Consider the following 20621-nt stretch of genomic DNA (forward strand, 5'->3'; position numbering starts at 1 on the left):
CCCGCACCTGCGGGCTGTTTGAAAAACGACGACGAACACAAATCGATGTCTCCAAACGCCGCGTGCGGCCTGCTCATGAAGCGGGCTGGGCGCGGCGTTTGTGCGTGCACGCTCTTGCCGTCCGCGGCGACTCACACCGACCGATGGTATGTTTTGGATCCTGACAAGGGTCGTCGGGCTTGAGGCTGAGCCTTGCCTGGCGTAGTTCAAGATGCGCACGCTAGAGTGGCCACCAGCAGCGATTCTGATTGGTGAGCGAGGGAGACAAAGCATGATGCATCGAAAAAAGAGGTTGCCAGTTATAACGGCTCTGATCTTCTCGCTGGGTATATTGCAGGCTTGCTCGGGGAGTTCCGCCGACAACGGGGAGAGCTTCCAGCCCTCCTCGCTCACCGTCAATCCCATGGCGCGGCCCGAAGGCGGGCCGGATGAGGCCTCTATTTTACGATTTCGAGTCACTCTGACCGAACCCCAACCCCGAGCGGTCACCGTGCGCTACGCCACGAGTGCGATCACGGCAATACCCGGCGAGGACTACCTCGACACCTCCGGCGAATTGATCATCCCTCCGGGCGCGTTGGACGGCTCCATCGAGGTCGAGTTGATCGGTGATACCGAGGAAGAACCGAACGAGAGCTTTCTCCTCTCCTTCGAGACCAGCAAGAATGCCACACCCACCGCGGAATCGGCCCGGGCGACTATCGGCAACGACGACAGCAGATGCGATGCAGCCTTCGACAAGCTCCCCAATCCATGGCTGGTCAACGGCGGCGATCCGCTGAACTTCGCTCACCGCGGCGGCGTGACGGACTTCCCCGAAAACACACTCTACGCCTACACAGAGGCTGCACTTGCCGGAGCCGATGTGCTCGAGATGGATGTCTTTCAGACAAGCGACAACCATTTGGTTGTCCTGCATGATGCCGCGGGCGTCGGGCGAACGACCAACGGAGACGGGGCGATCGTCGACATGACGCTTGCCGAGGTGCAGGCGCTCGACGCCGCCTATTGGTTTATCCCCGGCGAAGGCACCCGACGGGACCGGGATCCCGACGACTATATTTTCCGCGGGATCGCCACGGGCGAAAAGGCACCGCCACCGGGCTACAGCGCCACAGACTTTCGCATCCCGACGCTGCCGGAAGCCCTCTCCCGCTTTGCCGATCACCGGATCAATGTGGAACTGAAGGAAGACGATGGCGAGGGTGCCTACGAGCAACAGATGGCCGACCTGTTGCTGAGCTTCGGGCGGCGCACCGACCTGATCGTCGCCACCTTCGATGACGAAGTGAGTGCGAAGTTCAAGGCCGTAGCTCCTTGTATCTATACGTCCCTGCCCCTGGGCGTCGGCTTGGATATTTTCGCGGTCTTTCTCGGCACTGGCGTCCTCCCGGAGGTGCCGCAACATATCGCCGCCCAGATCCCCCCCGACGCCAATCAGATCGGTGACGAGATCCCCGGCGACGACTCCCTGCCCATCGTTACGCCGGAACTCGTAGCCGCAGCCCACGCCGTCAACATGCCCGTTCAGGTGTGGACCATCAATGCGTGCGAAGACATGCTGTGGCTGATCGAGCTCGGAGTGGATGGCATCATGACCGATCGGCCATTACTCCTGGAATCCCTGCTGCAACAACCGCCCGGCGAACGCCGTTGCGAGCAAGCCGCCACCTGAGACCCGCATGGCGAGACGTCAACGCAAGGAAGCGTTGATTTTCCGGAGTTGCTCGTTTCCCGGGCAGAGGTCGGCTTCGCCCAGCTGGTTGAGCGCGCGCTCGGAGGTCTCCAAAGTATCGTGAAGGTCTCTGGAGGATTCATCCATATAGATCAGACCGGTCAAAATATTTCCGGACTCCCGGTAATCCTCGATCGTGTTGATCGCCGACCGGCGATTCAGCGGATCATGGGTCTCTGCCAACTTATGCAACTGAAGCGAGGAGCCATCATGTAGCGTCACCTCGTGGCTGGAACCCGCCGCGTACTCCGCCGTGATCTCTTTGCCCATGGGGACAAAATCAATCGTACCCGTCGCCTCGGCATGGTCACGAACGAACTCGTAGCTCTTGGTCGAAGCCGGATTATTGTTGAACGTCACGCACGGAGACACGACATCGATAAAGGCGAAGCCCCGATGGCTGATGGCCGCCTTGATCAGCGGCACCAGTTGGTCCTTGTCACCCGAGAAGCTGCGCGCGACCAGAGTGGCACCCATCTGCAAAGCCGTGGCGCAGAGGTCGATCGAATTAAACGGATTCGGGTCGCCTTTCTTGCTCGCCGACCCCTCATCGGCCGTCGCCGAATCCTGCCCCTTCGTGAGTCCGTAGCAGCCGTTATTCATCACGATATAGACCATGTTCAGGTTGCGCCGAGCGATATGCGCGAACTGGCCCATTCCGATGGAAGCTGTATCGCCATCCCCGGAAACACCCATATAAAGGAGATCGCGATTGGCCAACGCCGCCCCGGTCACCACCGACGGCATCCGTCCGTGGACCGAGTTGAACCCGTGCGAATTCCCGAGAAAGTAGGTCGGAGTTTTCGACGAGCATCCAATCCCCGAGAGCTTCGCAATCTTGTGCGGTTCAATCGACAGCTCGTGCGCCGCACGCACGATCGAACCGGAAATCGAATCGTGCCCACAACCAGCGCATAAGGTCGAGAGGGCGCCCTCGTAGTCCGCCTTGGTGTACCCAAGATTATTGACCGGCAGGTCTGGGTGACGAAACGTAGGTGTCAGGTAACTCATGCGGAATCTCCGGCGCCACGGATAGCGATGTTCTCACGATGAAAAGGCGTAATATCCCCGCCCTCCTGGTATCTCCTGATTTGCTTGCGGATATTGCGAGCACTGATCGGGTTTCCATCAAAGCTCAGAACCGGCTTGAGTTGATCGGGGGCCAGTCCGAGCTCGGTCATCAGCAATGTCCGCAATTGTGCATCCCGATTTTGCTCGATCACATACACTCGCTCGTGCTTTTCGATGAACTCGCGCACAATATGACTGAACGGGAACGCGCGCACCCGCATGGCATCCAGGTAAATGCCGTCATCTGCGAGATAGTCGAGGGCCTCGCGGGAGGAAGCCTCGCTGGTGCCGTAATAGAGCACGGCCGCGTCGGTATCCTGATCGGATTCGATAATCTCCGGAGCCGGAAGATGCTCGGGAATCGTATCCCATTTGCGCATCAGGCGAAGCATATTCTTCTCGTACTCCTCGCCCTTTTCCGTGTAGATGGCGAACTCGTCGCGAGAGGTACCCCGGGTAAAGAAGGACCCTCGCGTCGCGTGCGTCCCGGGGTAGGTCCGATAGCAGATCCCGTCGCCGTCGACGTCGAGGTACCGGCCGAACTCCTTGCCCGCTTCGAGCTCCTCGGCCGTCATCACCTTGCCCCGGTCAAACTCGCGGGCATCATCCCATTCCAGAGGACTCGAGATATGATCGTTCATGCCGAGATCGAGATCCGTCATCAGAATAATCGGCGTCTGCAAGCGCTCCGCAAGATCGAGCGATTTCGCCCCGAGGTCAAAGCATTCGCGCGGCGTCGACGGAAAGAGCAGGACCTGCTTGGTATCGCCATGGGAAGCATAAGCACAGGACAGGACATCCGACTGTTGGGTCCGCGTCGGCATGCCCGTGGACGGCCCGGCACGTTGCACGTTGAAAAGCACCGTGGGAATCTCCGCGAAGTAGGCAAGCCCCAGAAATTCGCTCATCAATGAAATTCCGGGACCGGAGGTCGCGGTGAACGCGCGGGCGCCGTTCCAACTGGCGCCGATCACCATACCGATAGCGGCAAGTTCATCCTCTGCCTGAACAATGGCGTAGTTGCGACGGCCGGTTTCCGGATCGACGCGCAGACGCTTGCAATATTTCTCGAAGGCATCGACGACCGACGTCGACGGTGTGATCGGGTACCACGCGGCCACCGTAGCGCCACCATAAATAGCGCCCAGGCCCAGCGCCGTATTCCCATCGAGAAGAATGGAATCCCGGGGCCCTTCGCGGGCTTCAACGCGGACACCCAGAGGGCACTCGAGATGGTTACGCGCCCAATCATGACCCAATTCCAGTGCGTGAATATTCGGCTGGATCAGCCTGTCTTTTCCCTTGAACTGATCCTCGACCAGACCGGTGAGCACCTCGAAGTCCATATCCAGCAGCGCCGCGAGCGCACCGACATAGATGACGTTTTTGAACAGCTGGCGCTGGCGAGGGTCTTTATACTCCTCGTTGCAGATCCGCGTCAGAGGAATACCGATAATCGAGACATCATCGCGCAGCAGGCGGAGATCCAGTGGCTTCGTGTTGTCGTACACGAAGTAGCCACCCGGCTCGACCTCCTGGATGTCCTGCGCCATGCTCTGCGGATTCACGGAAAGCGCGATATCCACGCCGCCCCGCCGACCCAGATAGCCCTTCTCCGACACCCGGACTTCGTACCAGGTAGGCAGACCCTGAATATTGGATGGAAAGATATTCTTCGGAGCTACCGGCAGACCCATGCGGAACAGAGCCTTGGCAAACATATTGTTGGCGCTGGCAGAACCTGTTCCGTTCACATTGGCGAATTTGATGACGAGGTCATTCACCGAAGCAAGGGGCTTCATGCCGGCTGTCCTGCCTTGCTCACCTGGTAGAGGAATTTCTGCATATCCCACGCCGCCGTGGGGCAGCGCTCCGCGCATAGCCCACAGTGCAGACAGACGTCCTCGTCCTTCACCATGATCCGAGCCGTCGGCAGCAGCTCGGATACGTATAGATCCTGCGTTGCATTGGCCGCCGGCGCCGACAGGCGGGTGCGGAGGTCGTCTTCCTCACCGTCTCCGGTGAAGGTAATACAATCCGTAGGACAGACATCCACACAGGCATCGCATTCGATACAGAGAGGCGTATCGAAGACCGTCTGCACATCGCAGTTCAAGCAGCGCTGGGTTTCCTGATAACCCGTCGCCTGATCGAAGCCGAGTTCCACCTCCATCTTGCGATCAGCGAGGGTTTCCGCAAGCGGCGCCATCGGCACCACATAGCGATCGTCGTCTGCGATGCCGTTATCGTAGCTCCACTCGTGGACGCCCATTTTTTGGCTGACCAGGTTCACCATCGGGTGCAACCGATCGGTGACGCTCTTGCCATTGAGGAAAAGGTCGATGCTGACGGCAGCCTGATGCCCATGGGCCACCGCGGTGATCACATTTTCCGGGCCGAATGCCGCATCGCCGCCGAAGAAGACTTTTTCATTAGTCGACTGGAAGGTGACCTTGTCCACGACCGGCATATCCCATTTGCCAAACTCGATGCCGATATCTCGCTCGATCCAGGGGAACGAGTTTTCCTGACCAATGGCCATCAGCACCGCATCGGCTTCCATGAACACCAGGTCCTCATCGGTGGGAATCAGACGGCGTCTGCCGTCGGCGTCGTATTCGGCGCGGACCTTCTCGAAATGCATGCCCTTCAGACGGCCCTCTTCCACCACGAAATCCTTGGGGACGTGATTGTCGAAAATCGGGATCCCCTCATGCTGAGCATCTTCCTTTTCCCAAGGTGACGCCTTCATATCCGCATAGGGCGAGCGCACGACCACACGCACATCGTCGCCGCCGAGTCGCTTGGACGTCCGGCAGCAATCCATTGCAGTGTTCCCACCGCCCAGTACCAACACTCGCTTGCCAATCTCGTGAGTGTGCTCAAAGGCAACCGACGACAACCAGTCGATACCGAGATGAACATTCGCGGTCACGTCCTCGAGGCCCGGTAGTTCCAGTCCCTTGCCGCGCGGAGCACCCGTGCCGACGAATACCGCATCGTAGTCTTGGTCAAGAATTGACTTGAGGCTCTCCACTTCGACATCGAATGTCGCGTTGACCCCACGATCGAGGATATAATTCACTTCCTCGTCCAGAACCCCCACCGGCAATCTAAAAGCAGGGATCTGACTGCGCATCATCCCGCCACCGGCGAATTGGTTATCGAAGATATCGATAATATAGCCGAGCGGCGCCAGATCACGCGCCACCGTCAGGGAAGCAGGCCCGGCGCCGATCAGGGCGATGCGCTTCCCATTTTTCTTTTCCGGGATCACCGGGAGTCGGCTTTCGACCGTTGCCGCATCCTTGTTGTCGGCAGCGACACGTTTGAGCCGGCAAATGGCGACGGGCTCTTCTTCGATCCGACCACGCCGGCACGCTGGTTCGCAGGGGCGATCGCAGGTCCGACCCAATATCCCGGGAAATACATTCGACTCCCAATTCACCATATAAGCGTCGCTGTAGCGGCCCTCAGCAATGAGTCGAATATATTCGGGCACCGGCGTATGAGCCGGGCAGGCGTATTGGCAATCCACTACCTTGTGGAAGTACTCCGGGTTCTTCGTATCAGTTGCTTTCACGGTTACCGCTCGCTCGGATTCAGGGCCATGGACGACCCATCCGGGCCGACCAAAATCATACTGTCATAGTCAACCGGGTTTTTCATTACCCGCAGCGAGCAGTTCTGATTCTTTTCCGTAAAGGATGCTTATGCGCAAGATAAGCCAACCTTGCCGAGGGCCGGAAGGCCATGCCGCCGAATCAGCAACCCTTGCGTGACGATATGCACCGCAGGGGGCTGCGCGAATCAATCATCGGAGGTTTCGGGAGGCGGATCGGCGTAACCCAATGTCTCGAGACGCTCGAGATGAGACTCTCGCGTAATCGTGTACTTCGAAACCAGATAGGTCGAGATCGCGGGCAACGACACCCCAAGGATCAGGTGGAAGACGGCCAGACGGTGCATGGGTTCGCGCATCGATTCCACTGTGGGCTCGACAGCATCGAAACCGAAAACCGACAAGAGGATCCCGGTAATCCAGACTCCGCCTGCACTCATGGTCTTTTGAACCAGCGCCGGCCCGGCCGACAGCAGCCCTTCGCTGCGGCGCCCCGTGACTTCCTGGCTTTGCTCCACGATGTCGGCCACCATCGAGCCGATCAGAATGAAGCCCCCAACCGACAGTGCGCCCATCAAGCTCACGTGAGCCAGCAAAATCCACCAGAGGAGATCGGTACCGTTCGGAGGAAAGAAAAGCGTGCCGGTGGCTTCACTGAGAAGGCGCAGCGCCAGAGGGAGCGGGCCCAAAACGACCGTTGTCGAGAAGAGCCCGACCGCAAGGCGCTTCTTGTCGCGCCCCACCGCCAAACGTGATGTCAAAAGAGCCGCCGCAATCACGGCGAGCCCCTGCACGATCGGAATGGGCGTCAACTGCGCCGGAACCCACTGCCAGAAGTAGATATTATAATACTGATCGGTCCCCGACTGGAGACCGATGAAGAGTGCGAACACCAACCCCGCGAGAAAGATCACCACCCATGATCGATTGGCGAGGGTTTCCCGAGCCTCACGAAGAAAATCTCCGAAGCGGAGCCTCCCGGTTTCGGGGGGCACGTAGAGGTGGTCGATTTTTCCCTGCAGGCCGACGGTCGAGAACACGCAGGAAATGAAGACAGCTACGGCTGCCGCCAGCGCCATCGACTCATAACCTTCCGGATTGAGAAGCGCCTTCGAGCCGGTGTAGACACCGGTCTCGGGAAAGAAGAACGCGTAGATGCAGGCGACCATCCCGGCGCCCCCCAGCCACGCGAACGCCGTAGCCACTCCCACCAATGCTGTCCGCTGCTCGTAGTCTTTGGTCAATTCCGGGCCCAGAGCTTGCCTCGGCACTTCGTAGAACGTCATCGAGAGCCGCACCGCCATCGACATCAGGAGCAGATAGAGAAAGAGATCGTCCGACGCGACCCAAACCGGCGGTTGCAGAATGAAATAGATCGAGCACGAAAAGGGGAGGATGCTGGCATACATGAACGGATGCCGGCGGCCGAGCCGGGACTTCACCCGATCCGACCAGGCGCCGATCAGCGGGTCCGAGACCGCGTCGAGGACCAATGCAAGAGCGAGTGCCGAACTGGCCAGGAACGGATCCATTCCCAGAACCTGATTGTAGTAAAGCAGGACAAACGAAGCGAAAAGAATGTTTTTGATGCCGACCGCAACCGCACCCGAGCCGTAGTAGAACATCGTGGCGCCGGTGGCCTTCTGCATTTTGGTTGGTGTCGCCTCGGTTGTTTTCTTGAAGGAATCGGACATAAGCCTGCGTTCGAACGTTGCCTACTATGGCACGCGACGCATCGCTTGGGGAGGGGCCGAGCAACACCGCCCTCTCGACGGTGAAAGACACAGACCGCGGCAACGCTCATCCCGCCCACGCGACGCTGTGCCCTTCGCTTGCGTTCCCCGCACGTGCGCGACACCTATGGACCCATGGAACTCAGCGATAAAGTAGCAATCATAACCGGAGCGGCCCGCGGTGTCGGCGCCGCGATCGCGCACCGGATAGCAAAGGCAGGTGCCCAAGTGATCCTCGCCGACGTCCGGGATGACGAGGGCGCAAGGATCGCCGCCGAGATCGGCCCGAACGCGAGCTTCGCCCACCTCGACGTCACCGATGAGACCCAATGGAACCAACTGGTCGAGACGGTTGTCCGCGACAAAGGCCGACTCGACATCCTGGTGAACAATGCGGCCGTCCTCGACATTGGTCGGATCAGCAACACGTCGGCGGCAACTTTTCGGCGCGTCCTCGATGTAAATACGACCGGACCTTTTCTCGGTACCCAGGCGGCCTACGTCCCGATGGCGGCGCAGGGCAAGGGCGCGGTGATCAATATTGGCTCGATTGACGGGATGTTCGGCACCAATGGGCTGAGCGCCTACGTCACCTCCAAATTCGGCTTGCGGGGTCTCACCAAAGCCGCCGCCCTCGAATTCGGGCGCGACGGGATTCGCGTCAATTATATCGCCAGCGGCGGCGGCAACCCCCAGATGTACGAGCCCTGGATGGAGAAGATCCTGCCATTTCTCGACGACACGGTAGCCTTCCAGAACGACCGCGCCATTCCCGGAGGAGCCCCCGCCGAGGCGATCGCGGATGCCGTCGTCTTTCTGGCCTCGGACGCCGCCACCCACATCACCGGGGCCGAGTTACCGGTCGACAACGGAGCGACTGCCGGCCATTTCATTGCCGGGTTCAACAGTCTCTGAAGACGGGCCTGCATCCCGCGACACCTCGGCCGGAGCGCTGCCGGGGAGCAATTGGTCGGATTCCGCCCCCCGGAGCGATAAAAGATTTCCGTGCGTGAATCAGCGGTTTTTCTTGTATACAACAATGCCCCGCTGTATACATGGGCGACCCGAAGTCCCGGCCGGATCGAGCCCGCAGCACCGGGAAATGAGAATCCATGAGCACAGAACCCTCCCGCAGCGCCCGTCATCAGGGCGGCCATCTGACTCAGGCCGAAACTGTTCGGATCGGTCTGGAATCCGATATTCTGACCGGGCGACTCAGCCCCGGCAGCGTCATCGATGAAACCGAGACCTCCAAACAATTTGGTGTGTCCCGGACCCCGGTTCGCGAAGCCATCTTCCTGTTGGTTCAGGCGGGTCTGATTAAAAAAGAGGCCCGCAAGAGAGCCATTGTCGCCGAATTCAATGTCGACGACTTCTTCGGACTGTTTGAAACTCTGGCCGAACTCGAGGGCCTCTCCGCCAGGTTCGCGACATCGCGCATGAGTCGCGCCGAGCGTTTTGAATTATCGAAAATCCACTCGCTGGCCGCCGAAAAGCTGCTCGTTGGAGAAATCGACAATTACGCCGCCTTGGGTCGCGCTTTCCATTCCCTGATTCTGGAGGGAAGCAAAAACACGACTCTGGTGAAGATCACCTCCGAGCTCGCCGCCAGGCTGGTGCCCTACCGACGCTTTCAGGTGTCGCTGGAAGGCGGCCTGCAGCGCAACCAGGACGACCACGAAATCATCCTCGCCGCGATTCGAGCCAATGACGCTGATGCCGCCTATGAGGCAATGCGCAAACATACTCTGGAACAGAGCGAATCCGTGATTGAAAATATCCCGGCATTTTCCGAGCTGGCACCACCACAGGAGAATCGGGGAAATCTACTGCAATTGAAGGCCGGGAGTGACTTTTCATGACACCATCAATTCCGACAGACGAACAAAACGCCGGGCAAGACCTCGAAGGCGCTGAGGAACTGCGCGGTCTCGCCAAGCGCGCCCACCACCATTTCAAAAACAAGACAACCGATCAGGCCGGATCCCCGCTGCAACTTCCGGTAGGAGCCTATCTCGACGAAGAGCGATTCAAGCGAGAGTTCGAAAGAGTTTTCACGAAATTGCCGTTGGGACTCGCACTTTCGATCGAGCTTCCGGAACCCGGCACCTACCTGGCCAAGACCGTGTGCAGGAAACCGGTCCTGCTGACGCGGGACAAGCACGGCAAGGCCCGTGCGTTTCTGAATGTCTGCCGACACCGTGGGGCCACCGTCTGTGCCGAAGGCGCCGGCAAAAAGTCTCGCTTCGCCTGCCCGTATCACTCCTGGACGTATGCGGCCGATGGTGAACTCGTCTACCTCAATGCCGCAGATACTTTTGGCGAAGTGGACAAATCGACATTGGGACTGACCGAACTGCCGTCTGCCGAAAAGTCCGGGGTGATCTGGGTCGCGCTGGATCCGCTCGCGACGTTCAATGTCGATGACTGGCTTGGCGATTTCGCAGAGAAGCTGGACTCACTCGATCTCGGCAACTGGTATTTATACAAGCAACGTGACCTGCCCGGCCCGGGCTGGAAAGCTACCATCGATGGCTATCTCGAGGTGTATCACCACGACACCGTGCACGGAAAAACCGTCGGAAAACACACGGTCGGTAATCTCCTCGTTCACGATACCTACGGCCCTCACCAGCGGTTGACCTTTGGCCGAAAAAACCTCAACGAGCTGGATCAGATGGAAGATCCTGATTGGGATGGCAATCAGTATATCCGCATCATTCATTCCGCGTTTCCCAATTTATCGATTTCCGGAATCGTCGGGGGCCATTGCCTCGTCAGTCAGGTTTTCCCGGGCGACACGCCTTTCTCGACGACAACCAGGCAAACCCTGCTCTGCTCCCGCAAGCCCGATTCGGATGCCGAGGAATTGGCGGCCAAGGAATTCTCAGCGATGACGCTGCAGGCCGTGCAAGATGAGGATTACGTCGTCGTCGACAGCATCCAGCGCGCATTGCCCGCTGGCGCCAATAGCCATTTTCTTATCGGCAGAAACGAACCCGGCGTGCAGCACTACCACCAATGGGTGGCGCGCTTCATGCAAGAGACCGGCAACCAACAAAAGACATAGGATGAATCGATGACAGCAATTGAAAAACTGGAGGCTCGGGTTGATCGGCTCGAAACAAGAACAGCCATCGAGGAATTGGCCACGAACTATGCTGTGGCCTGCGACGAGCACGATATCTCCAAATTACAGAATCTCTTCACTGAGGATGCCGTCTTCAAATCTCCGAGCAGCTTCCTCCATTCCACGGGCCGGGAAGCGATCACCACGATGTTCATCGAGGTGCTGAAAACGCGCGGCCCCGGCTACCATTGGACGCATGACTTGATCGTGGAGTTCGACGACGATCCCGACACGGCCCGAGGAACCGTCTACAGCCACGCGGAAACAACGCCTGCCGGGGTCGTGAGCATCGCCGCGATGAAATACAAGGACAAGTACCGACGCGAATCGGGAGTCTGGTATTTCAGTGAGCGTGAACTCCACTTTTTCTACTACGTACCCATCAACGAGTACGTCGATACGCTCAATCAGGAAGATCGCCTCACCGTTGGCGGGGATAAACGCCCTGCGGATTTCCCGGAGTCCTCCCCAAGCTGGAAAGACTTCGACAAGACTTACAAATGAACCCTGCCGGGGTTGTTTTCCGGACAAACAAGGCGGCCTTCCGGATGCCGCGATCCATGACCCGCGACGCGGAAGCGCGCACCTGGAAAACGAACGCGAGAACAGGAACCTCATGACAAACACACCAAGCAACATTCGACTCAATCAGACCATGCTGCGGATCAAGGACCCGAAGCTCTCCCTGCCCTTTTATTGCGACGTGATCGGCATGGAACTTCTGGAGAGATTCGACTTCGAGAAAATGAATTTTTCCCTGTACTTTCTCGGCTTCAAGGGAGCACTCGAAGGCGAGCGCCCGGACGACCGGGGGGACCGCGTGGAATGGCTCTTTCGTCAGAACGCCTTGTTGGAACTCACTCATAATTGGGGAACCGAGAGCGACGCAGATTTCGCCGGCTACCATCATGGCAATGATGAACCGCAGGGGTTCGGCCATATCGGAATTACCGTTCCCGATGTCCATGCCATATGCGAGCGATTCGAGAAGCTGCAGGTACCGTTCGTCAAGCGGCCCAACGACGGCTCGATGAAAGGATTGGCCTTTATTCAGGACCCGGATGGCTACTGGATCGAAGTCCTCTCCCCACACGGCTTGCGAGATATTATCGCCGAGCATAGCTCCGAAGCCTCCGACGCTTCGTCCCGCGCTTAACAGGAGGGATCGATTATGGACCTGGGAATACAGGGAAAAACCGCTCTTGTAGCCGCGGCCAGCGATGGCCTCGGCAAAGCCGTGGCGCTACGCCTGGCCGCGGAGGGCGCCCATATCGTAATCTGTGCGCGGAATGCCGAACGCCTGCAATCCGCCACCGCCGAGATCCAATCCGCCAACCCCGAGGTGCGGGTCAACGGTTTCGAAACCGATCTGAGCCTCGCCGACGATATCGAACAACTCGGCACGCAGTTGGAGCATCATGATCTGAACATCGATATCCTCGTCAACAACGCGGGCGGCCCTCCTCCCGGGTCCTGCGACGACGTCGCGGATGAACAATGGCGGCAGGCTTTCGACCTGACCATGATGTCAACAGTGCGGTTGACCCGTTTGGCTTTGGGACAGATGCGCGCACAGCGGTGGGGACGGATCATCAACATCACGTCCTACTCCGTCAAGCAGCCGATGCCCCAGATGGTCCTCTCGAACAGCATCCGCATGGGCGTCATCGGTTGGGCCAAAACGCTCAGCAACGAGGTGGCCAGCGATGGCATCACCGTGAACAACGTTTGTCCCGGATGGACGCGGACGGGTCGCGTCGATCAACTACTACGCGCACGGTCAAAAGAGACGGGCATCGCGCCCGAGGAGATCCAGAAGGCCCTGATTGCCGATATTCCAAGCAAACGCATGGGCGAAGTAGCCGAATTCGCTGATGTCGTCGCCTTCCTCGCCTCGGCAAGAGCCTCCTACGTCACCGGGACGACGCTACCCGTGGATGGTGGTGCTGTGCGCGCGGCCATGTAGTCCCGATGAAGATGCAATCAGCTCGCTCTATTGATGTTCACGCGCACGCGGTCCTGCCCGGTACGATGGGTAGCGCCGGTCGCTATGGGCCGGAAATCGGCTCGGACGGTGCGGACCAACCATGGTTTCGTGTCGGAGAATATCGTCTCGAGGGAGTACGTTATCGCGGAAGTGCGTTTATGGACGTGGATGTCCGTCTGGCGAAGATGGCCGAGGCCGAGATCGAATTCCAGATCCTGTCTCCGAACCCGCTGACCTATTTTCACCATATCGAGCCCGACCTCGCGATCAGCTATTGCCGCCAGCACAACGACGAACTCGCGGCCGTCGTCGCCAAGCAACCGCAGCGACTGGCCGCGCTCGCGGCCCTGCCGATGCAGAGCCCTGATGCGGCGTGCGAAGAGCTGAAACGAGCCGTGCAAGAACTCGGCATGTTGGGGGCCTGCATCGGCTCGGAGCTTCCCCTGCCGCTGGACAGTGCCGAACTCGACGATTTTTATACAGCACTCTGCGACCTGGATGTGCCCTTGTTCATCCACCCCGCCCCGTCCGGCATCGATGGTCCATCGGGCGACCCGCGGCTGCAACGATTCGAACTGGAAATCATGCTCGGTTTCGCAGCACAGGAAGCATTGACGATCGCGACCCTGATCCTGGGCGGCGTCATGACGCGCCACCCCAAGCTCGACGTCTGCCTCAGCCACGGCGGCGGCGCGATCGCCGTCGTCGCAGAGCGACTGGCGGACGCGACCCGGCGCAGGCCCTGGAGCCCTGACGCCCTGCGCCCCGACGGGGCGTTTGAAGCACTGCTTTCGCGTTTTTGGCTGGACAACCATGTTCACGACGATAGTTTGTTGCCGCGTCTGGAAGGTTTCGTAGGCGCAGAGCATATCGTATTGGGAACGAACTTTTCGGGATGGGATCAACCTCAGAGAATTCAGCTCGATGCGCCCCGAACACAGCAAATGGCCGACAACGCGCGGCGTTTATTAAGAGCCACCTCATGAGCAGGCATCCGGGAGGAACCGTGGATGAGTGATTCCAAAGCCGATTTTCTACTCGACAATGGCCGTATCATCGATGGCCTCGGCAACGAGGCTTTCGACGGCAGCGTACGGATCGAGTCCGGCCATATCAGCCGCGTCCATACCGCGGCCGAAACCATTGAATTGCCGGAATCGACCCGCCGCATCGATGTGGGCGGCATGACGATCATGCCGGGCCTGATCGATGCCCATTGCCACATCAGCTTTGACGAGCCGAGCTCCAATGACGAGCTCTTTTTCCATCGGCGCGAAGGACTGTCAGCGATTATTGCGGCTCGAAACGTCCAGAAGTTGGTGCGCGCCGGCGTCACCGGTTTCATGGACCCGGACTCGTTATACGAGACCAGCATCGACCTCCGCGATGCCATCGAAGCGGGGATCATCTACGGCCCGCGCATGGCGGTCGGGGGCAACGCCTTGCTGACATCCGTCGGTGGGACAGCCGGACGCCTCCTCCCCGATGAGGGCCGCCGCGGTTACGGAAAAATCGTCGCGAGTCGCGACGAAATCGTTGCCGAGGTCCGGCGACAAGTGAAGATCGGGGTCGACTGGATCAAGGTACACGTCACCGGCCTCTCACCACGGATGCAATGTGAAGGTGAGTTGCAGGTTTGGAACTATAGCGAGTTGCAACTGGTCGCGGACACAGCTCACGAACTCGACACGCCCGTCGTCGGCCATTGCCGGGGTGCCAGCAGTATCCGGGACTCGGCCCGGGCCGGCTTTGACCTGATCCTGCACGCAACGCATATGGACGAAGAAGCCCTCGAAGCGGTCGTCGCGACGCGCACACCCATCGCGCCCACCTTCACCTTTCAGGCCAACCTCGCGGAATACGGCGCGGGTGTCGGCGCGTCCCCTTCCTTGCAGGAATTGTTCAAACGGGAGATATCGGCGAGTTCCGTCATGCTGAAGCGGGCCTTCGACGCGGGTGTCCCGCTTCTCTGTGGCACCGAGAGCGGGTTTTCGATCACACCCTACGGAGACTGGCACTACCGGGAGCTGGAAGTCTTCATCGAGAGCATCGGCTTGACCCCCCTCGAGACCATCAAGGCAGCTACCAGCGACAATGCCTTTGCCTTGCGCCTCGAAGGCAAGACCGGAGCGATCGAAGCCGGACGCCTTGCCGATGTGATTGTGGTGGACGGAGATCCGCTCGCCGACGTGACCGTCCTCGGCGAGCTTGAAAGAATCAAGCAGGTCTATATCGGCGGCGTGGCACAATCTACGGAGCCCCTCCGGCCCGTTCGCAAGGACCCCCCCGGTTGGCGGGTCGGTCATTATGGCAACCGAATCCTGAATTATGAGTTTGTACAGAACGAGAAAAAATAGTCTGCTTTCGCGAGGTTTGATCGCTTCTGACTGACCCCCGCGGCAACAACAGAAACCTTAGGAGTTCATATGCCTTCCATGATCGTGACCGGAGCCGCCCACGGCCTCGGCAAATGTATCGCAGAACATGCAGCGCGAGCAGGTTATCAGGTCGGCGTGCTCGACCTCGTCCTCGAAGAAGCACAGGAAGTTGCCCACGATATCGGCGGCACCGCCATGGTCGCCGACGTAAGCGATGCCACATCCGTGGAAGAAGCATTCGAGAAGTTTGGAGAAACGCCCGATGTGCTGATCAACAACGCCGGTATTTTGCGCACCGGGTCTCTGCTCGAGCATGGAGTCGAGGATTTCCGGCGGGTCATCGATGTGAATCTGACAAGCGTCTTCATCGCGTCTCAGGTCGCCGCCCGGCGGATGAAAGAAGCGGCCGGTGGTTGCATCATCAACATGTCCTCGGTCAACGGCATCAACCCGTCGACCAATTGTGGTGCCTATGCAACCGCAAAAACCGGCGTCATCGCCTTGACCAAACAAATGTCGATGGAATGGGGCGAGCACAATATCCGGGTCAATTCGATCGCACCCGGATTCATTGACGCGGGCATGCAAAGCCCGTTTTTCGAAAATCCGACCGTACGCCAGCTGCGCTCGAACGCCGTCCCGCTCAAGCGGCTCGGCCACGCCGATGATGTCGCCGAAGCCGCGCTGTTTCTCGCCTCGGACAAAGCAGGGTACATCAGTGGCGAGAACATCACGATTGATGGCGGCGTGATTCACAGTGTCTTGATGCAATTACCGCGCAGTTGAAGCAGTTATTTCAGATCGATCAGATAATCAGGGGGGAACCGACAGATGAACGCAGGCTATAATCCAGAATTTAACCCGACCGGGATCGAGGGTGGGATCGACACCAATGCCCTTCCCTGGATCGATTTGACCCAAGCCCCGGGCATGGCCATCAAACCTCTCCGCGCCAGTGTCGAAACCGGTATCTTCACAGTGGTCGTCAAACTCAACCGGGGCACCGAGTTGTCAGGATTGGTCTACCTTGGCGCGATGGATATGATGATGCTTTCGGGCACCTTGTCCTACCCGGAAGGCCCCATGAGTGGAGATCTGGAGCCCGGCACCTGGGGGTACGTACCGGCAAATGCCCGCATCGACCGCCTGGTCGCCGTCGAGGATGTCGAATTTCTGGCGAATTTCCATGGACCTGTCGCGTTTCTTGAGCAAGACGGCAAAGCCATCGCCGGCGTTCTGACGAGTCTCGATATCATTGCAGCCGCACGCGAGCGCGGCGTGACTCTCGTGCCCAATACCCTGGCGGAATGCATGAAGGAGCGGCCCCCGGCCTATGAGGGAATCGCTCAACCGTTGGCCATGAACACGGCCGGTGGCACGCCGCTGGTGGTTGCGGCCGAGGGCATTGCCGCCGATGTCGGGCGCTCCGTGCACCCACATTTTATCGATACGCGAGCGGTGCCCTGGGTCATCGACCCCAACGTCCCCGATGTAGGACTCAAGGTGCTCCGCGTGAGCGAGGAAACCGGAATCACATCGCTGATCGTCCAGCATAATGGCGTCGCAGGCCCGCATTACCATCTCGGAGCGTCTGACTTCATGGTGCTCAATGGCCGCATCGGCTACCGCGCCGGCCCCCCCGAAGGTTATGGGCCCGGAGTCTGGTTCTATGAGCCGGCGGGCGCCCGTCACGAATCAACCCAGCGAGTGGGTGACGAGAACCTGATTTATAGCGCGAACCTCTACGGCCCGATCCAGTTCGATGAAGGCGTCGGAACCCCGATCGCTGCCGTCATGTCATGGATGCAATACAAGGAGGTCGCGGACGCCGCAGGGATCGAGTTGGTCAAGAGCACATTTGCTGGTGACGCATCTCTGTTGGCATGGGCACCCATCGGCAATGCGGGTCCTGTCCTGGCGGCTCAGGAGTAGATCGGATTCAGCCGCCCCACCCCGCCGGCTTGAAGGCGACGATCTTCAAGTCCGAACAATGCATCTTCAGTGAGGGCTCGAATGCCCAGCTCTTGAGCAACCCACCAAAATAATCTTCCTCATCGTAAATGGTGATCGAATCCGTAGCCTCATCCCAAGGCGAGAAATTCATGGTTGCCGCAAAGGCCTGTCCGTAGCGCGTTTGCTTCGCCACAAACGTTGCTTTCGAGGGATGTTGGCGCGGGGTGATGCAGGTATCCTCACCCGTTCGTACATCAAGAGGAACCGTAATATGGCCCTCGACACTCTCCGGCCGCTTGATTTTGAGAGCGACCGCCTTGTGCCCCTGATGAGCGCCCTCGAAAACAACGGTCTCGTCATCCGGGTAGACAAATCGGAGCGTGGCGGGATCCGGGTGCTTGGGGAAGCCCCAAACCTCGCGGCCGCCGGCAATCGCCGCGATCGCGCCAAGCGCATAGCCATCGCTCGCCGGAGCGCATAACACCCGGTGACACCAAACCAGAGCTTCGGGCGCGTCTACGTTGTAGGAAAATGGACTTTCATAAGGCAGATCCAATGGCGCCGATTTAGGCGTGACCGGAAACGAGTACCATGTCTCGACGTAAGGATTTATTTGGTCGGCAGGTCCACAATCCGTGTCGACAAAATTATTGCACCACAACTGCACGGGGACATCGCCGCCGACGGTGACCGGTCGATGGTCCTCATGCTCGAACTCCTTGAGCACTTCCGATAATTTCGCCTTGCCATAAAGCACGACGTTGGTGCTGGCCAAACGCAATGGAATTCGATTGCTATGGCCGTCAGAGGCCATATAAGAATCCGTTTTCGCCCATTGCTCAAACCATTTATCGGACAGCTTTCTCTCTGGATGACTCATCGTTTTTCCTTGTCTCAAAAAATTATCAGGGAACCTTCATGTTCCGACCGCGTCATTGATTCCGTCCCTGCGAATATGGGCTAAACCGCATCCAATGCTCGCGAAGACGCCACCCCCCGAGGGTGCCTGCCTCGTTTATGACGGATTTTCGCAGGACAGTACACACGATACGAACGGGCTGGAAAGCCGAGCGCCCCCGCCGCAGAAAAGATCGATCACAAGATCATTTACCAGCGCGCAGCCAAGGGCCAATCAGTCGAAGATCCGTCCCCGGTTGAGAAGCCCCTTGGGATCGATGGCGGCTTTCAGGGTCTTCATCAGAGCGATTTCCGGGGCGCTTCGGCTGAGGGAGAGATAGTCGCGCTTGAGGACACCGACGCCATGCTCGGCGGTAATGGCGCCGGAGTAATCGCCGATCAGGTGCATGATATCGTGGCTGATCTTCGTCTTGTCCTCTTCCCGCCCGGTATAGGCGCAGACATGCATATTATTGTCCCCGATATGACCAAATAGCAGCACTTCGATATCCGGGTATTTCGCCTTCAATTGCTGATCGAGGTCAGTGGCAAAGACTCCGATATCCGCAATCGGCAGACTGACATCCTGGTTGGATACTGGACCGAGAACTCGAAATAGTTCACTGATCCCATCGCGTATCTCCCAAAACCGCTCCGCATCCTGATGCGATTTGGCGATCACGGCGTCCTTGAGAAGGCCACACTCGAGTTGTCGCGACAAAACCGAGGCAAAGCGATCCGCGCCCAACGCCTGATCGTTGTCGAGATATTCCACCAGCAGATAGAAAGGCGACGAATCACCCAGCGGGCTGGACAGTTTGGGGAGCACCTCGAGGACCTTGTCAAAATAGCTCGACCACATCAGCTCGAACCCGGTGAGTCCCGATCCGAGGCTGCGTTTCAGCTCGACCAACAACTCGACAATGGACCCATAGTCCTCCACCGCACAGAGCGCGGTATGCGTGCTGCGCGCCTTGGGCTGCAATTGCAGAACCACCCGCGTGATGATCCCGAGGGTTCCTTCCGATCCGATAAAGAGGTGCTTGAGATCATAGCCCGAATTGTTTTTGACCAGAGTGTTCAGGGCATTGACCACCGTTCCGTCCGCGAGAACGGCCTCCAGCCCCAAAACGAGCGCCCGAGTCATTCCATAGCGTATGACTTCCGTCCCCCCGGCATTGGTCGAAACATTGCCGCCGATCTGGCAGCTTCCACGCGCTCCCAAATCCAGAGGCAAGGACAGCTCATGATCGTCCGCTGCTTGCTGCAGCACCTGCAACGGGGTCCCCGCAAGAGCCGTCATCGTCATCCCGGAAGGATCGATGGATTCAATCCCCTGCATTCGTTCCAGCGAAATCGCCAATTCTCCAGAAAGTGGTGTCGCGCCGCCAGCAAGCCCGGTAAGTCCGCCCTGGATCACGACAGGCTGATCATGCGCGAAACATAGGGCCATGATGCCGGACAGGTCCGCGGTTGTTTTGGGTTTCAATAAAACCGGCGGAGCACAGGGATCGGCTCCACTCCAATCCGCGTGATATTTATCACTGATATCGGCACCCACACATAGCGTGGCGGCATCCAGAGTCGCCGAGAGCTTTTCAATGAGTTCACGCATCAGGCGTCCACCGAAAATGAATCGAAGATGGCGCAGAGCCCACTCGACTCACAAAACCGGAGAACTACAATACGATCGGGCATGCGATCGGTTCAGGACTCGTAATCCAGCGCCATCAGGTCCGCATTTTGGGCCAACTTGCCACCCACGACCTTATGCGCCGGGTGGCTGAGGTAACCCTGTAATGCGTCGGGGCCGGTGAGCGTGACAATGATCCCATGCGTAAAGCCATTGGCCCGATCGGTGATATTCGCCCCGCAACTGATGCTCTCGATCTCGGGAATCACATCCACCAAAGCGAGGAGTTCTTGGAGCAGGTTCTCGAGATCGGGATCGCTGCAATGATCTTTTTTCTTTAGCCAGACGATATGTTGAAGGGGCATAGTTTATCTCACAAATACTCGGTCACGGGTGACTCGAACTGCAATTGGTTTACCGAAAACTGCCGAAACTTTCGAGCCAAAAGCACCGTGCAAGTCATGGCCTGAGTTTGCGCTTGC

18 protein-coding genes are annotated in these 20621 nt (G+C 58.7%); 11 read left to right on the top strand and 7 right to left on the bottom strand.

Going from position 1 to position 20621, the window contains the following annotated elements:
- Positions 1-271: 271 nt before the first annotated feature.
- Positions 272-1675 carry a glycerophosphodiester phosphodiesterase family protein gene (locus P8K07_05440; protein MDG1957967.1) on the top strand — a complete coding sequence of 468 codons (1404 nt, stop codon included), beginning with the start codon at positions 272-274 and terminating at the stop codon, positions 1673-1675.
- A gap of 18 nt (positions 1676-1693) precedes the next feature.
- Here the strand turns inward: P8K07_05440 and P8K07_05445 are convergent, their stop codons facing one another.
- From P8K07_05445 to P8K07_05460, 4 genes are all read right to left on the bottom strand, one after another.
- On the bottom strand, positions 1694-2746 hold the full coding sequence (locus tag P8K07_05445; GenBank protein ID MDG1957968.1) for a 2-oxoacid:ferredoxin oxidoreductase subunit beta: 1053 nt from the start codon (positions 2744-2746) through the stop codon (positions 1694-1696).
- Positions 2743-4608 carry a 2-oxoacid:acceptor oxidoreductase subunit alpha gene (locus P8K07_05450; protein ID MDG1957969.1) on the bottom strand — a complete coding sequence of 622 codons (1866 nt, stop codon included), beginning with the start codon at positions 4606-4608 and terminating at the stop codon, positions 2743-2745. The genes P8K07_05445 and P8K07_05450 overlap by 4 nt, the downstream gene beginning before the upstream one ends.
- A complete protein-coding gene (locus P8K07_05455; GenBank protein ID MDG1957970.1) occupies positions 4605-6389 on the bottom strand; it encodes an FAD-dependent oxidoreductase in 1785 nt (594 codons plus the stop codon). Before P8K07_05455 ends, P8K07_05450 begins: the two co-directional genes overlap by 4 nt.
- A 227-nt stretch (positions 6390-6616) precedes the next feature.
- Complete coding sequence (locus tag P8K07_05460; GenBank protein MDG1957971.1) at positions 6617-8077, bottom strand: MFS transporter; 1461 nt, start codon at positions 8075-8077, stop codon at positions 6617-6619.
- A 219-nt stretch (positions 8078-8296) separates the two neighbouring features.
- On the opposite strand from P8K07_05460, the gene P8K07_05465 reads away from it, so the two are divergent.
- The 10 genes from P8K07_05465 to P8K07_05510 all read left to right on the top strand — a co-directional run bounded on the left by P8K07_05465 (position 8297) and on the right by P8K07_05510 (position 17588).
- Positions 8297-9076, top strand: coding sequence for an SDR family oxidoreductase (locus P8K07_05465; protein ID MDG1957972.1), 780 nt, complete (start codon positions 8297-8299; stop codon positions 9074-9076).
- 197 nt (positions 9077-9273) lie between these two features.
- Positions 9274-10023 carry a GntR family transcriptional regulator gene (locus tag P8K07_05470; protein MDG1957973.1) on the top strand — a complete coding sequence of 250 codons (750 nt, stop codon included), beginning with the start codon at positions 9274-9276 and terminating at the stop codon, positions 10021-10023.
- Complete coding sequence (locus P8K07_05475) at positions 10020-11231, top strand: aromatic ring-hydroxylating dioxygenase subunit alpha (protein ID MDG1957974.1); 1212 nt, start codon at positions 10020-10022, stop codon at positions 11229-11231. Before P8K07_05470 ends, P8K07_05475 begins: the two co-directional genes overlap by 4 nt.
- 9 nt (positions 11232-11240) lie before the next feature.
- On the top strand, positions 11241-11795 hold the full coding sequence (locus tag P8K07_05480; protein MDG1957975.1) for a nuclear transport factor 2 family protein: 555 nt from the start codon (positions 11241-11243) through the stop codon (positions 11793-11795).
- A gap of 112 nt (positions 11796-11907) precedes the next feature.
- The gene (gene gloA / locus P8K07_05485) at positions 11908-12447 is read left to right on the top strand and encodes a lactoylglutathione lyase (GenBank protein MDG1957976.1); all 540 of its coding nucleotides are present in this window, start codon (positions 11908-11910) and stop codon (positions 12445-12447) included.
- 15 nt (positions 12448-12462) lie between these two features.
- Entirely contained in the window at positions 12463-13257 is a 795-nt protein-coding gene (locus P8K07_05490; protein ID MDG1957977.1) for an SDR family oxidoreductase, read from the top strand.
- Positions 13258-13262: 5 nt separating this feature from the next.
- Positions 13263-14264, top strand: a complete 1002-nt coding sequence (locus P8K07_05495; GenBank protein ID MDG1957978.1) for an amidohydrolase family protein — start codon at positions 13263-13265, stop codon at positions 14262-14264.
- Positions 14265-14288: 24 nt separating this feature from the next.
- Positions 14289-15635 carry an amidohydrolase family protein gene (locus P8K07_05500; protein MDG1957979.1) on the top strand — a complete coding sequence of 449 codons (1347 nt, stop codon included), beginning with the start codon at positions 14289-14291 and terminating at the stop codon, positions 15633-15635.
- A gap of 69 nt (positions 15636-15704) precedes the next feature.
- Positions 15705-16442 (top strand): SDR family NAD(P)-dependent oxidoreductase, encoded by a 738-nt coding sequence (locus P8K07_05505; protein MDG1957980.1) that lies wholly within the window; start codon positions 15705-15707, stop codon positions 16440-16442.
- A 45-nt stretch (positions 16443-16487) separates the two neighbouring features.
- On the top strand, positions 16488-17588 hold the full coding sequence (locus P8K07_05510) for a hypothetical protein (GenBank protein ID MDG1957981.1): 1101 nt from the start codon (positions 16488-16490) through the stop codon (positions 17586-17588).
- A gap of 7 nt (positions 17589-17595) precedes the next feature.
- Here P8K07_05510 and P8K07_05515 read toward each other — a convergent pair whose 3' ends face one another.
- The 3 genes from P8K07_05515 to P8K07_05525 form a co-directional block, all read right to left on the bottom strand.
- On the bottom strand, positions 17596-18489 hold the full coding sequence (locus tag P8K07_05515; protein ID MDG1957982.1) for a hypothetical protein: 894 nt from the start codon (positions 18487-18489) through the stop codon (positions 17596-17598).
- A 252-nt stretch (positions 18490-18741) separates the two neighbouring features.
- Positions 18742-20121 carry an FAD-binding oxidoreductase gene (locus tag P8K07_05520; GenBank protein ID MDG1957983.1) on the bottom strand — a complete coding sequence of 460 codons (1380 nt, stop codon included), beginning with the start codon at positions 20119-20121 and terminating at the stop codon, positions 18742-18744.
- Positions 20122-20213: 92 nt separating this feature from the next.
- Entirely contained in the window at positions 20214-20504 is a 291-nt protein-coding gene (locus P8K07_05525; protein ID MDG1957984.1) for a Dabb family protein, read from the bottom strand.
- Between the last annotated feature and the right edge of the window lie 117 nt (positions 20505-20621).

This window comes from Candidatus Binatia bacterium (genome assembly GCA_029248525.1).
Lineage (GTDB): Bacteria > Desulfobacterota > Binatia > UBA12015 > UBA12015 > UBA12015.

What these genes read in the sequence shown, in the direction of transcription:
- P8K07_05440 (MDG1957967.1), top strand. Translation starts at nt 272, where the DNA reads ATGATGCATCGAAAAAAGAGGTTGCCAGTTATAACGGCTCTGATCTTC.
- P8K07_05445 (MDG1957968.1), bottom strand. Translation starts at nt 2,746, where the DNA reads ATGAGTTACCTGACACCTACGTTTCGTCACCCAGACCTGCCGGTCAAT.
- P8K07_05450 (MDG1957969.1), bottom strand. Translation starts at nt 4,608, where the DNA reads ATGAAGCCCCTTGCTTCGGTGAATGACCTCGTCATCAAATTCGCCAAT.
- P8K07_05460 (MDG1957971.1), bottom strand. Translation starts at nt 8,077, where the DNA reads ATGCAGAAGGCCACCGGCGCCACGATGTTCTACTACGGCTCGGGTGCG.
- P8K07_05465 (MDG1957972.1), top strand. Translation starts at nt 8,297, where the DNA reads ATGGAACTCAGCGATAAAGTAGCAATCATAACCGGAGCGGCCCGCGGT.
- P8K07_05470 (MDG1957973.1), top strand. Translation starts at nt 9,274, where the DNA reads ATGAGCACAGAACCCTCCCGCAGCGCCCGTCATCAGGGCGGCCATCTG.
- P8K07_05475 (MDG1957974.1), top strand. Translation starts at nt 10,020, where the DNA reads ATGACACCATCAATTCCGACAGACGAACAAAACGCCGGGCAAGACCTC.
- P8K07_05480 (MDG1957975.1), top strand. Translation starts at nt 11,241, where the DNA reads ATGACAGCAATTGAAAAACTGGAGGCTCGGGTTGATCGGCTCGAAACA.
- gloA (MDG1957976.1), top strand. Translation starts at nt 11,908, where the DNA reads ATGACAAACACACCAAGCAACATTCGACTCAATCAGACCATGCTGCGG.
- P8K07_05490 (MDG1957977.1), top strand. Translation starts at nt 12,463, where the DNA reads ATGGACCTGGGAATACAGGGAAAAACCGCTCTTGTAGCCGCGGCCAGC.
- P8K07_05495 (MDG1957978.1), top strand. Translation starts at nt 13,263, where the DNA reads ATGAAGATGCAATCAGCTCGCTCTATTGATGTTCACGCGCACGCGGTC.
- P8K07_05500 (MDG1957979.1), top strand. Translation starts at nt 14,289, where the DNA reads ATGAGTGATTCCAAAGCCGATTTTCTACTCGACAATGGCCGTATCATC.
- P8K07_05505 (MDG1957980.1), top strand. Translation starts at nt 15,705, where the DNA reads ATGCCTTCCATGATCGTGACCGGAGCCGCCCACGGCCTCGGCAAATGT.
- P8K07_05510 (MDG1957981.1), top strand. Translation starts at nt 16,488, where the DNA reads ATGAACGCAGGCTATAATCCAGAATTTAACCCGACCGGGATCGAGGGT.
- P8K07_05515 (MDG1957982.1), bottom strand. Translation starts at nt 18,489, where the DNA reads ATGAGTCATCCAGAGAGAAAGCTGTCCGATAAATGGTTTGAGCAATGG.
- P8K07_05520 (MDG1957983.1), bottom strand. Translation starts at nt 20,121, where the DNA reads ATGCGTGAACTCATTGAAAAGCTCTCGGCGACTCTGGATGCCGCCACG.
- P8K07_05525 (MDG1957984.1), bottom strand. Translation starts at nt 20,504, where the DNA reads ATGCCCCTTCAACATATCGTCTGGCTAAAGAAAAAAGATCATTGCAGC.